The sequence below is a fragment of the Mycobacterium sp. ACS4331 genome (assembly GCF_001667265.1).
Lineage (GTDB): Bacteria > Actinomycetota > Actinomycetes > Mycobacteriales > Mycobacteriaceae > Mycobacterium.
On the sequence record NZ_LZHW01000020.1, the window covers coordinates 51,258 to 63,647 of the forward strand.

Annotated in this window: 14 protein-coding genes; 11 read left to right on the forward strand and 3 right to left on the reverse strand. The window is 67.7% G+C overall.

The features are described 5' to 3' along the window. Positions 1-36 precede the first annotated feature (36 nt). Genes A5727_RS06190 through paaK form a run of 9 tightly spaced genes read left to right on the forward strand, consistent with a single transcriptional unit; the run spans position 37 to position 7,689 of the window. Positions 37-753, forward strand: coding sequence for an enoyl-CoA hydratase/isomerase family protein (locus tag A5727_RS06190; RefSeq protein WP_068246287.1), 717 nt, complete (start codon positions 37-39; stop codon positions 751-753). Beyond that, entirely contained in the window at positions 750-1,619 is an 870-nt protein-coding gene (locus A5727_RS06195; protein WP_068246242.1) for a 3-hydroxyacyl-CoA dehydrogenase family protein, read from the forward strand. The genes A5727_RS06190 and A5727_RS06195 overlap by 4 nt, the downstream gene beginning before the upstream one ends. Before the next feature lie 24 nt (positions 1,620-1,643). Beyond that, entirely contained in the window at positions 1,644-2,444 is an 801-nt protein-coding gene (locus A5727_RS06200; protein WP_068246245.1) for an enoyl-CoA hydratase/isomerase family protein, read from the forward strand. Between the two features lie 42 nt (positions 2,445-2,486). Further along, positions 2,487-3,455, forward strand: a complete 969-nt coding sequence (gene paaA, locus A5727_RS06205; protein ID WP_068246248.1) for a 1,2-phenylacetyl-CoA epoxidase subunit PaaA — start codon at positions 2,487-2,489, stop codon at positions 3,453-3,455. Beyond that, positions 3,452-3,763, forward strand: a complete 312-nt coding sequence (gene paaB, locus A5727_RS06210; protein ID WP_068246251.1) for a 1,2-phenylacetyl-CoA epoxidase subunit PaaB — start codon at positions 3,452-3,454, stop codon at positions 3,761-3,763. The genes paaA and paaB overlap by 4 nt, the downstream gene beginning before the upstream one ends. Positions 3,764-3,783: 20 nt before the next feature. Next, positions 3,784-4,695, forward strand: a complete 912-nt coding sequence (gene paaC, locus A5727_RS06215; RefSeq protein WP_068246254.1) for a 1,2-phenylacetyl-CoA epoxidase subunit PaaC — start codon at positions 3,784-3,786, stop codon at positions 4,693-4,695. After that, the gene (paaD, locus tag A5727_RS06220; protein ID WP_197507604.1) at positions 4,695-5,213 is read left to right on the forward strand and encodes a 1,2-phenylacetyl-CoA epoxidase subunit PaaD; all 519 of its coding nucleotides are present in this window, start codon (positions 4,695-4,697) and stop codon (positions 5,211-5,213) included. The genes paaC and paaD overlap by 1 nt, the downstream gene beginning before the upstream one ends. Position 5,214: 1 nt before the next feature. Beyond that, complete coding sequence (gene paaE / locus A5727_RS06225; RefSeq protein WP_068246258.1) at positions 5,215-6,327, forward strand: 1,2-phenylacetyl-CoA epoxidase subunit PaaE; 1,113 nt, start codon at positions 5,215-5,217, stop codon at positions 6,325-6,327. A gap of 27 nt (positions 6,328-6,354) precedes the next feature. Beyond that, a complete protein-coding gene (gene paaK / locus A5727_RS06230) occupies positions 6,355-7,689 on the forward strand; it encodes a phenylacetate--CoA ligase PaaK (protein ID WP_068246261.1) in 1,335 nt (444 codons plus the stop codon). 34 nt (positions 7,690-7,723) lie between these two features. On the opposite strand, the gene A5727_RS06235 is transcribed toward paaK, so the two are convergent. From A5727_RS06235 to A5727_RS06245, 3 genes are all read right to left on the reverse strand, one after another. Next, the gene (locus tag A5727_RS06235) at positions 7,724-8,212 is read right to left on the reverse strand and encodes an OsmC family protein (protein ID WP_068246264.1); all 489 of its coding nucleotides are present in this window, start codon (positions 8,210-8,212) and stop codon (positions 7,724-7,726) included. A 24-nt stretch (positions 8,213-8,236) separates the two neighbouring features. After that, complete coding sequence (locus tag A5727_RS06240) at positions 8,237-9,619, reverse strand: acyl-CoA dehydrogenase family protein (RefSeq protein ID WP_068246267.1); 1,383 nt, start codon at positions 9,617-9,619, stop codon at positions 8,237-8,239. Between the two features lie 63 nt (positions 9,620-9,682). Then, a complete protein-coding gene (locus A5727_RS06245) occupies positions 9,683-10,243 on the reverse strand; it encodes a TetR/AcrR family transcriptional regulator (RefSeq protein ID WP_353612242.1) in 561 nt (186 codons plus the stop codon). A gap of 183 nt (positions 10,244-10,426) precedes the next feature. Here A5727_RS06245 and A5727_RS06250 point away from each other — a divergent pair, with 183 nt between their 5' ends. Continuing rightward, entirely contained in the window at positions 10,427-10,852 is a 426-nt protein-coding gene (locus tag A5727_RS06250; RefSeq protein WP_068246271.1) for an MmpS family transport accessory protein, read from the forward strand. Beyond that, positions 10,849-12,390: MMPL family transporter (locus tag A5727_RS06255; RefSeq protein ID WP_157521246.1), on the forward strand; the 1,542-nt coding region annotated here is incomplete at its 3' end. The genes A5727_RS06250 and A5727_RS06255, both read left to right, overlap by 4 nt.

Genomic DNA, 12,390 nt, shown 5'->3' on the forward strand with positions numbered 1-12,390 from the left:
GGTGCTGTGAGCGACGACGAGTTCTCGACTCTGCGGATGCGGTCCGCTGCCGACCGAGTGGTGGTGGAACTGAACCGGCCCGCGCAGCGCAATGCGATCAATGCCGCGATGGTCGCCGAACTGCACGCGGTCTGTGCCCGAATCGAGGCGCAACCGCGGATCCTCATCCTGGCCGGGGCCGGCCGAGACTTCGCCGCCGGTGCCGACATCGCCGAACTGCGTGCACGCGGTGCCGCCGACGCGCTCGCCGGAATCAACCGGACGGTCTTCGACCGGATCGCCGCCCTGTCGCTGCCGACCATCGCCGCGGTGGAGGGAAACGCCCTCGGCGGCGGGGCTGAACTGAGCTACGCCTGCGATCTGCGGATTGCCGGAGTCGGTGCCCGGTTCGGCAATCCCGAACCCGGCCTAGGCATCCTGGCCGCGGCGGGTGCCAGCTACCGGTTGCCCGGGCTGGTCGGCGGGTCGATCGCCAAGCAGGTGATCCTCGGCGGCCGCGTGCTGGACTCCACCGCCGCACTGGCCTGCGGTCTGGTCGCCGAGGTGGTGGCCGATGGCACCGCACTGACCGCGGCCGGCGCGCTTGCCGACCGCATCGCCCGGCAGGCTCCGTTGGCACTGCGACTGTCCAAGGCTGTGCTCGACGCCGAGTCCCCGCACCCACTGCTCGACGACCTCGCCCAGGCGGTGTTGTTCGACAGCCCGGACAAGGCCAAGCGCATGACCCATTTCCTCGACCGGAGCGCGGGATGAACGCAATGCACAACGGTGTCCCCGCAACGGTTTCCGTCATCGGCGGCGGACGGATGGGCGCCGGCATCGCGCACGTCTTTGCGGTCGCCGGTGCGCGCGTCACGATCGTCGAAACCGATCCCGCAGCCGCCGAGGCCGCGCTGCGGCGAGTAGAGGCGGGCCTGCACCGCGCCGCCGAACGCGACGCGCTGGCCGAATCGCCCGAGCGGGTCTCGGCCCGGATGGCCACCGTCTGCTCGATCGCGGAGCTGCCCGCTGACTCCGAACTGGTGGTCGAGGCGGTGCCGGAGATCATCAGCGCCAAGCTCGATGTGCTGGTGGCGGCCGAGCGGGTGGTCGCACCCACGGCAGTGCTGGCCTCCAACACCAGTTCGCTGCCCATCGCCGAACTCGCTGCGGCCCTGCGGCATCCCGCGCGGGTGATCGGAATGCACTTCTTCAATCCGGTTCCGGTGGCCGAGTTGGTCGAACTGGTCCGTGCGCCCGAGACGGCCGATGAGGTCGTGCAGACGGCACTGAGCTGGGTCCGAGCATTGGGGAAATCCCACGTGGTGGTGCGTGATTCGCCCGGCTTCGCCACCAGCCGACTCGGGGTGGCGTTGGGCTTGGAGGCCATTCGCATGCTCGAGGACGGTGTGGCCGACGCCGAATCCATCGATCGCGCGATGGAACTGGGTTATCGCCACCCGATGGGGCCGCTGCGTTCCACCGATCTGGTCGGACTCGATGTGCGGCTGGCCATCGCCGAGCACCTGTACGCCACCCTCGGGCCGCGTTTCGAGCCCCCGCAGCTGCTTCGCGACAAGGTCGCGGTCGGCGAGCTTGGCCGAAAGACCGGGCGCGGATTCCACCGCTGGCCCAGCTGACCCCCACGTCTCGAAGGAGGAACCATGAACACAACCGGGACCGCCCTGGTCGGCCGTGAGCTGCATGCGGGCGTCGCGACCATCACCCTGGACCGCCCCGGCGCGTCGAACGCGCTCAACCGCGCCATGAAAGACGAACTGTTGCAGTCCCTCTCGGAACTGCAGGGCGACTCGTCAGTGCGCGCCGTCGTCATCGCGGCCGGCGGGCGAAACTTCTGCGTCGGTCAGGATCTCGCCGAACACGTCGAGGCGTTGCGGGCGGATCCCGCGCACGCCATGGACACCGTGCGCGAACACTACAACCCGATGATGACGGCCCTGGCCGCCATCGAGGTCCCCGTGGTCGCCGCGATCAACGGCGCCTGTGTGGGTGCCGGTCTGGGCTTGGCCCTGGGTGCCGACCTCCGCATCGCGGGGACGAGGGCGAAGTTCGGCACGGCGTTCACCGGGGTCGGGCTGGCCGCCGACTCCGCGTTGTCGGCGTCGCTGCCGCGACTCATCGGTGCCAGCCGGGCCACCGCGATGTTCCTGCTCGGTGACACCGTCGACGCCGGCACCGCGCAGGCGTGGGGACTGGTGCACCAGGTGGTCGACGACGACGCGGTCCTGGACGTCGCGACCGGGTTGGCGGCCCGGCTCGCGACCGGCCCCACCGCTGCGTTCCGAGCGGTCAAGGCGCTGTTGCGCGACAACGCGGGCGCACCGCTGCCGGACGTGCTGGAGCGTGAAGCCTGGGCCCAGCAGCACCTTGGCGGATCAGACGACCACAGCACCGCGGTGGCGGCCTTCCTGGCCAAGACCGCACCGGTGTTCGTCGGTCACTGATCGCCCGCCGCCGCGAACTCGACATCCTTTGAGGAGGCTCCCATGAGCGACACCGCAGTGCGGGATCAATCCGAGGCCGGGCCGGCCGATCACTTTGAGGCGCTGATCGCCGACGGTCTACGCATCGAACCGCGGGACTGGATGCCCGACGGCTACCGTGCCACGTTGATCCGCCAGATCGCCCAGCACGCGCACTCGGAGATCATCGGTATGCAGCCCGAGGGCAATTGGCTGACGCGCGCACCGTCCCTGCGCCGCAAGGCGATTCTGCTGGCCAAGGTGCAGGACGAAGCCGGCCACGGCCTGTATCTGTACTCGGCGGCGGAGACGCTCGGCGCGGATCGCGCGGAGCTCACCGCGAAACTGATCGACGGCAGGCAGAAGTACTCCTCGATCTTCAACTACCCGACGTTGACCTTCGCCGACGTCGGCGTGATCGGTTGGCTGGTCGACGGTGCGGCGATCTGCAATCAGGTGCCGCTGTGCCGCAGCTCCTACGGTCCATATGGCCGGGCCATGATCCGGGTGTGCAAGGAGGAGTCGTTTCATCAGCGGCAGGGTTACGAACTTCTGATGACGATGATGTCGGGGACCGACGCTCAGCGCGACATGGTGCAGGATGCCGTCGACCGGTGGTGGTGGCCGGCGCTGATGATGTTCGGGCCCCCCGACGACAACTCACCCAACACCGCACAGTCCATGGCGTGGGGCATCAAACGCCACACCAACGATGAGCTTCGGCAGCGCTTCGTCGACATGACCGTGCCGCAGGCCCAAGCGCTGGGTGTGACGCTGCCGGACCCACAGCTGCGGTGGAACACCGAACGCGGGTGCTACGACTTCGGTACCCCGGACTGGGACGAATTCTTCTCCGTCATAGCGGGTTACGGACCATGCAATGCCGAACGCATCGCCACCCGCAGGCAGGCCCACGAGGACGGCCGGTGGGTTCGGGAGGCCGCCACGGCCTTCGCCGCCGACCATCGTGAATCGGAGGGTGAGCACGCATGAGCCACGTGAACACAGGCACCGGCGCCGCCGCGGACTGGCCGCTGTATGAGGTGTTCGTCCGGGGACGGCGCGGCCTCAACCATGTCCATGTCGGATCTGTGCGTGCCTCCGACGACGAGATGGCGTTGCGGCACGCCCGGGACGTCTACACCCGGCGCAACGAGGGGGTCAGCCTGTGGGTCGTGCGTTCCGTCGACATCGTGGCCTCGAGCCCGGACGAGAAGGATCCGTACTTCGCCCCCAGCGGCGACAAGGTGTATCGGCATCCCACGTTCTACGCCATCCCCGACCACGTCCCCCACATGTGAGCAGGTGAGGACCGATCACGATGAACGACCACGACTCCGCGTACGCCGGGCTCATCGACGCCGACTCGGCCGACCAGTGGGCATTCGGGACCGGGTTCGACGATCCGCTGGCCGGCGTCGACACCAAGCTGCCGGATGGCGTCGACGGCGCCGACCTGGCCACCTACTGCCTGATGCTCGGCGACGACGCGCTGATCAGTGCGCAGCGCCTGACCCAGTGGTGCACCAGGGCGCCCGAACTGGAGGAGGAGGTCGCGCTGGCCAACATCGGCCTGGACCTGCTGGGCCAGGCCAGGCTGCTGCTCGCACGGGCCGCCGCCGCCGACCCGGCCGTCGTTCCCGTCCTGCCCGAGGGCGCATCCGCACCGGCCGAGGACGCGCTGGCCTTCTTCCGGGACACCGCGCAGTTCCATTGCGTGCGACTGGTCGAGCTGCCCAACGGCGACTTCGCCCACAGCATCACCCGACTGCTGCTGTTCTGCACCCACCGCCTGGCCGCGCTGCAACGGCTTCGGAAATCCCGCGATCCCGTGCTTGCGGCCGTCGCGGCCAAGGGCGTCAAAGAGCTGACCTATCACCGCGATTACGCCGCCCGCTGGTTCGTCACGCTGGCCTGCGGCACCGCGGAGTCGCGCCGCAGGATCGCGGACGCGATCGAGTTGGTGTGGCCATTCGTCGATGAACTGTTCCTCGCGCACCCCGCCGAGCTGGCGCTGGCGGATGTTGCCGTGGACTCATCCAGCCTGCGCGAGGAGTTCGACGCCGTGATCGGTCAGGTTCTGCGTGCCGCGAAGCTGTCGGTGCCGGCCTCGCGCCCGGCCGCGGTGGTCACCGGCAGATCCGGCCGCGACGGCATCCACACTGAGGAGCTGAGCCGGCTGCTGGCCGAGATGCAGTCGGTCGCCCGCGCACATCCGGCTGGGGCATGGTGATGTCGACCATCGGCGCCGACGTTCAGGCCCGCGCGTTCGGCATCGCGGCCAGGGTCCCCGACCCCGAGATGCCGATGCTGACACTGCTCGATCTCGGGGTCCTCCGAGAGGTCCGCCAGGACGCCGACGGCACCGTCGTCGTCACCATCACGCCCACCTATTCGGGCTGCCCGGCGATGGCCACCATGCGCGCCGACCTCGAACATGCACTCATCGCAGCAGGTTTCGATCGCGTGCAGGTGCACACGGCATTGGCGCCGGCCTGGAGTTCGGACTGGATCACCGACACCGGCCGGCGCAAGCTCAGGCGCCTCGGTGTCGCCCCGCCAGAGCCAGTGCGACAGCAGCCTGACGGGCCCATCCCGCTGACGCTGGTCCGTCGCCGTCCGAGGGTGCGTTGCCCGCGCTGCGATTCCTTGGACACCGCGGAGACCTCAGAGTTCGGGGCAACGCCGTGCACGTCGATGCATCGCTGCACGCGCTGCGGTGAACCGTTCAACCGGATCAAGGAACACTGATATGACCACCGCTGAACTGTCCGCGCCCTTGACGGGCCGCGGCGCGCGCAACCGCCCGTTCCGCACCGTGCGCGTCGCACACGTGCAGCGGCTGTGCGACGACGCGGCCGCGATCGCCTTCGCGGTGCCCGACCGGTACCAAGACGAATTCCGCTTCGCGCCGGGACAGTCGGTGACGGTGCGACGCGTGATCGACGGCGCCGAGCAGCGCCGCAGCTACTCGATCTGCGCGCCGGTCGGGGCGGCGCCCCGGATCGGGGTGCGGGCGGTGCCCGGCGGTCTGTTCTCCGGTTGGCTGGTGCACGACGTGGCCGAGGGGGATGAGATCGAGCTGCAACCTCCGTCGGGCAGTTTCTGCGCCGACCCGGACATCGCGGCACATCATCTGCTCATCGCCGCCGGATCGGGGATCACCCCGGTGCTCTCCATCGCGGCATCGGCACTGGCACATCCGGACTCGCGGGTCACGCTGATCTATGGCAACCGTCGTTCCGCCAGCGTGATGTTCGCCGACGAACTCGCCGATCTCAAGGATGCGCACTGCTCCCGACTCCAACTGATCCATGTTCTCTCCCGAGAGGCACGCACGGCCGAGCTCTTCAGCGGCCGGCTCGACCGCGGCCGGATCCGGTCCGTGCTGCAGCAGTTGGTCGCAGTGCACAGCGTCGACCACGCCTGGCTGTGCGGGCCGCTGGGGATGGTGACCGATGCTGCGGAGGCGCTGACCGAACTGGGATTCGACGCCGGCCGCATCCACCGAGAGCTGTTCTTCGTCGAGGACTCCGCACCCGCGCCAGTCGAACATGCCCTCGAAGCCCGCGACACCTCGACCGCGTCGCGCAGCGAGGTCACCGTCGTACTCGAGGGATCCGAGAGCACCATCGCCGTTCCCCGCGATGTGGCGATACTGGATGCCGCCCAACGGTTTCGCGATGATCTTCCCTTTGCGTGCAAGGGCGGCGTGTGCGGCACCTGCCGCGCCAAGGTCACCGACGGCGCGGTGGACATGCGCCGAAACTACGCGCTGGAGTCCCGCGAGGTCGACGCAGGCTTCGTGCTGACCTGCCAGTCCTACCCGCTCACCGAGTCACTGACCGTCGATTTCGACGCCTGAAGATCCCTGCCACCAACGGAGTACGCCATGACTGAGATCGTCGATCGTCCCGCGGGCCTGCGCGCGCAGCGCGCACCCGATGAGATGGACCCCATCGAGACCGCGTCGCGCGACGAGATATCTGCGCTGCAGTTCAGTCGGTTGAAATGGACACTGCAGCACGCCTACGACAATGTGGCCCATTACCGGGATGCGTTCGACGGCGCGGGAGTGCATCCCAGTGATCTGAAGGATCTGTCGGACCTGGCTCTGTTCCCGTTCACCACCAAGACCGACCTGCGCGACAACTACCCCTTTGGGATGCTCGCCGTTCCCCAGTCGCAGGTCGTGCGGTTGCACGCCTCCTCGGGCACCACCGGGCGCCCGACGGTGGTCGGGTACACCGCCGCGGACATCGACACCTGGGCGAACCTGGTGGCGCGCTGCCTGCGGGCGGCCGGCGTGCGATCCACCGACAAGGTCCACATCGCCTACGGCTACGGGCTGTTCACCGGTGGTCTGGGCGCCCACTACGGTGCGGAGCGAATCGGATGCACGGTGATACCGATCTCCGGTGGGATGACGGAACGTCAGCTGCAGTTGATCACCGACTTCGAACCCGACGCCATCATGGTCACACCGTCGTACATGCTGACCCTGCTCGACGCGATGGAACAGGCCGGCATGGATCCGCGCAGCACCTCATTGCGCACCGGTGTCTTCGGAGCCGAGCCCTGGACCGAACAGATGCGCAGCGAGCTTGAGGGCAGACTCGGCATCGACGCCGTCGACATCTACGGGCTGTCGGAGGTGATCGGCCCCGGGGTGGCCCAGGAGTGCGTGGAGTCCAAAGATGGTCTGCACATCTGGGAGGACCACTTCTACCCTGAGATCATCGACCCGGACACCGGGCGGGTGTTGCCCGACGGCTCCGAAGGTGAGTTGGTGTTCACCTCGTTGACCAAGCAGGCCCTGCCGGTGATCCGCTACCGGACCCGCGATCTCACCACGCTTCTTCCCGGCACCGCCCGAAGCATGCGCCGGATGCGCAGGGTGACCGGCCGCTGTGACGACATGATGATCCTGCGCGGCGTCAACGTCTTTCCGACTCAGATCGAGGAGTTGATCCTGGGAATCGACACCCTGGCACCGCATTTCCAATGCATCCTGGATCGAGAAGGACGGTTGGATTCGCTCACGGTGCGGGTGGAGAGCCGGTCCGGTGCGACACCGGACCAACGCCGGGCGGCGGCGGTGACCCTGGCCGGCCGGGTCAAGGACCGGATCGGTGTGCGGGTGGCGGTGGATGTGGTCGAGCCTCTCGCGGTGGACCGCTCCGAGGGCAAGGCGAAACGCCTGATCGACAACCGCCCGAACGGCTGACCCGGCACCACCGCAGCGCGGAACACGCCTGGCATCAGCCGCCAGCAGTGTCCTCAGGTCCGAGAACCGTTGGCTCACAGCGGACGTCGAAGTTCACCGAGTTGGCGATGAAGCACAGGTGGTGGGCCCGCTCATGGATCGCCATGGCCTTCTCGGTCTGCGTCTCGTCGGAGATCCGAACCTGAGGGTGCAGGGTGACCAGCGAGAAGGCTCCGCCACCGTCGGACCGTTCATCCATGGTGCCGGTCGCGTGGTCGCGGTAGTCGGTGACCACCACACCGGCCTGGGCGCACAGCGCCAGGTACCAGAGCATGTGGCACTGCGACAGCGAGGCGACGAGCAGGTCCTCGGGATTCCATCGGCCGGGATCGCCCCGGAACGAGGGGTCGGACGAGCCGAGCAGCACGGGTTTGCCTGCGGCGCTCACCTCGTGCGCGCGCTCGAAGTCCCGGTATCCGCTGGTTCCCGACCCGGTGTTGCCCGTCCAGGTGACATCGAGTTCATAGTGGTGGCTTCGGGCCATGACAGCACATCGTACGCTGTCGGCTCACTTTCGTGGCGGGGCAAGGAATTTCATGGCCACCCGCATGACGGGTTCCGGCACGGAATCCTTGGCCGACAGCATCCGGTCGGCCGCGCGCCCACGCAGTGGCGTGCCCCTACCGAACCAGCGGTTGAAGGGCCCGCCCGAGGGTTCGAGTTCGACGTGCAGGGGCGGACCGCCGTCCGTCGCCCCGAGTGCGCGGGAGATCACCATGCGCTGGATCTCGCTGGTGCCCTCGAAGATGGTGTAGAGCTTGGCATCCCGGTACCACTTCTCGACCGGATGGTCGGTGATGTAACCCCACCCGCCGAGGGTCTGGATGGCGCGCTCGGTGGCCGCCACCGCGACCTCGCTGGCCGCCAGCTTCGACATCGAACCCTCACCGCGGTCGAAGGGGACACCTGTGGCCGCCATCCATGAGGCGCGCCAGGTCAGCAGGCGCGCCGCGTCGAGGCGGGTGGCCAGGTCCGCAATCGGGAAGGAGATGCCCTGATTGTCGATGATGGGTGCGCCGAAGGCTTCGCGCTCGTTGGCATAGGCGGTCATGTATTCCACTGCGGCGCGGGCGATTCCGAGCGCCTGGGCGGCGACCATGGGCCGGGTCTGCTCGAAGGTTCCCAGCGCGGCTGAGCCCGAGCGCCGGCCCCCCTCGACCACCTCGCGCGCCTTGGCGAGCTTGTATTCCAGCTTCTCGTCTCCACCGAGCAGGTGGTCACCCGGGACGCGGACCTGGTCGAACTCGAGTTCGGCGGTGTGCGAGGCGCGGCAGCCCAGCTTGTCGAGCTTGCGGACCAGCTTCAGCCCCGGCGTGCCGCCGGGGACGATGAACAGCGCCTGCCCGCGGTGACCGAGTTCCTCGTCGACCACAGCGTTGACGACGTGCACGTCGGCGATGCCGCCGTTGCCGATCCACATCTTCCGGCCGTCGATCACCCAGTCGGACCCGTCGCGCCGCGCCCGGGTGCGCAGGTTACGGACGTCGCTGCCACCCTCGGGTTCGGAGATCGCCAGGGCCGCGAGCTTGAGGTCTCCCGGGGTGCCGAAACACTCCGGCGCCCAGGTCAGCATCTGTTCGGGCGAGGCCGCCTGGCCAATGGCGGAGAGGGCCAGTGCCGGCATCACGATCGCCAGGCCGATTCCGGCACAGCCCCAGAACAGTTCCTCCATGAACATCGGCAGCGACAGTCCGGTCGGATCACCGATCAGGTCTCGGTAGAACAGCGGGCTGTAGAAGCCCCGCTCGGCGGCCTCTTCGAGCACCGGCCACGGGAACTCCTGGCGCTTGTCGTACTCCTGCGCGACGGGACGGATGACCTGCTCGGCGAAGTCATGTGTGCGCCGGGCCAGGTCATGTTGGGCGACCGTGGGCCGCAGGTCGAAGCTCACCCGGGAGGTGTAACCCCGCGGCGGTCAGCCGAAACCTGCCGACACTCGCTCGCGCCCGGCTGGTCAGACCTCCGCGGTGCACAGCTTCAACAGCTGCTGGCTGCAGTGCGAGAGCACCCTGCGCATCTCGTCATCATCGACGTCGGCCAACCGAGGATCGGTGCTGGCGCCGAAGATGCCGCTGATGATCATCGCGCCCGTGACCCGGCTGGCCACGTCCCGGTGTTGCGCGGCGACCATTTCCGCGAGGGCTTCGGTGACCTCGGAGAATTCCGGGTGGTCCTTGACCAGGGAGTGCACCACCGGGTCTTCGGAGAAGACCGCCATGACCCGGCGATGAGCGATCGACGTGTCGATCAGGCCACTGATCAGTGCGTCGCGACCCGACACCGCGGTCGGCATGGCGGCCGCGATCCTGACCACCCGCGAGAGATCGTTGAAGATCGGCTGGACGACCGCCAGCACGATGTCGTCCTTGGAGTGGAACTGGTAGTACACCGCGGCCTTGGTCACGCCGAGGTCGTCAGCGATCATCTGCAGCGAGGTCGCGTGCACGCCGTACTCGGCGAAGAGGCGGAGCGCAGCATCGATGACCCGCGCCCTCGCAGAGCCTCGTTGTGCCACGGGTTTCGCCACCTCAAACCCCCTCCGTCCCTCTCCGCCTGCTGATTGTGCCCGAGATCACGGACTTCAGCATCCATATCAGTTTGCTTAGCCTCATGTCATCTTTATAGTTAGCCGAGTGGCAAGGCGGAGCTGGAGCTGGCGAGCATTCACGCTGTCCGAAAGCGGTGTCGAGGTGACGGCATGAAGGTGCTGAAGAAGGTTTGGCTGCCCCTCGTGATCGTCGTGGTCATGGTGATCGGCGGTATGACGGTCTCCCGGATCCGGACGTTCTTCGGCGCCGACGACGGCAGTGGGCTCTCTGCCGCGCCGGTGGAGGACACCGAGCCGTTCAACCCCAAGGTGGTCAAGTACGAGGTCTTCGGCACCGGCACGATGGCCGATGTCAACTACCTCGACCTCGACGCCGAGCCGCAGCGCGTCGACGGAGCGAGCCTGCCGTGGACGCTGGTCCTGGAATCGACCGCACCGTCGGTGTTCCCGAACGTCGTCGCCCAGGGCGACGGTGACAGCATCACGTGCCGGATCACCGTCGATGACGAAGTCAAGGACGAGCGCACCACCACCGGCGTCAACGCCCAGACGTTCTGTCTGGTGAAGTCCGCATGAGCGCGCCCATGAACGACGCCCGCACCGACGCGATCCCCGCCACCAACCCGCGGCATTCGGGCATCGCCAAGTGGATTCGCACGCTCGCGGTCCCGATCGTGCTGGCGTGGGTCGCGATCATCGCGGTGCTCAACACCGCGGTGCCGCAGCTCACCGACGTGGGCAAGGCCCGCTCGGTGTCGATGAGCCCTGACGACGCCCCGTCGGTGATCGCGATGCAGCGTGTCGGCAAGGTCTTCGAAGAGTTCACGTCCAACAGCTCGGTGATGGTCGTGCTCGAGGGGGAGAACCCCCTGGGCGAGGATGCGCACCAGTTCTACGACGAGATGGTCGCCAAGCTCGAGGCCGACACCAAGCACGTCGAGCACGTCCAGGATTTCTGGGGCGATCCGCTGACGGCCACCGGCGCGCAGAGCCCGGACGGCAAGGCCGCCTACGTCCAGATCTACACCGCGGGCAACCAGGGCGAATCCCTGGCCAACGAATCCGTTGAAGCCGTTCAGGACATCGTCGACGGCATCGAACCCCCGGCGGGTGTCAAGGCGTATGTGACCGGACCGGCCGCGTTGACCGCGGACCAGAACATCGCCAGCGAGCGCAGCATCAAGGTGATCGAGGCGCTGACGTTCGTCGTCATCATCGTGATGCTGCTGCTGGTCTACCGATCGATCATCACGGTTCTGCTGACGCTCGTCACCGTGGTGTTGTCCCTGGCGGCGGCGCGCGGGGTGGTCGCGTTCCTGGGCTGGTACGAGATCATCGGACTGTCGACGTTCGCGACCGATCTCCTTGTCACGCTGGCGATTGCCGCCTCGACCGACTACTGCATCTTCCTGTTCGGGCGCTATCAGGAGGCCCGCGCGGCGGGTGAGGATCGAGAGTCGGCCTACTACACGATGTTCCACGGCACGGCGCACGTGATCCTGGGTTCGGGTATGACGATCGCCGGCGCGACGGCCTGTCTGCACTTCACGCGCCTGCCGTACTTCCAGTCTCTGGGTGTCCCGCTGGCCGTCGGCATGACCGTCGTGGTGGTGTGCGGTATCACTCTGGGCTCGGCGGTCGTCGCGATCGCGACGCGCTTCGGCAAGGTGCTCGAGCCCAAACGCGCACTGCGGACGCGTGGGTGGCGCAAGGTCGGTGCCGCCGTCGTGCGGTGGCCGGGCCCCATCCTGGTGGCCACGATCGGGCTGTCGCTGATCGGTCTGCTGACCCTGCCCGGGTATCGGACCAACTACAACGACCGCGATTACCTGCCCGCAGACCTTCCCGCGAATGAGGGCTATGCGGCGGCCGACCGGCACTTCAGCCAGGCCCGGATGAACCCGGAACTGCTGATGATCGAAAGCGATCACGATCTGCGCAACTCGGCCGACTTCCTGGTGATCGAGAAGATCGCCAAGGCTGTCGTGCAGGTGCCGGGAATCAGTCGGGTGCAGGCGATCACGCGTCCGCAGGGCTCCCCGATCGAGCACACCTCGATCCCGTTCCAGATCAGCATGCAGGGCACCACGCAGCGGATGAACGAGAAGTACCAG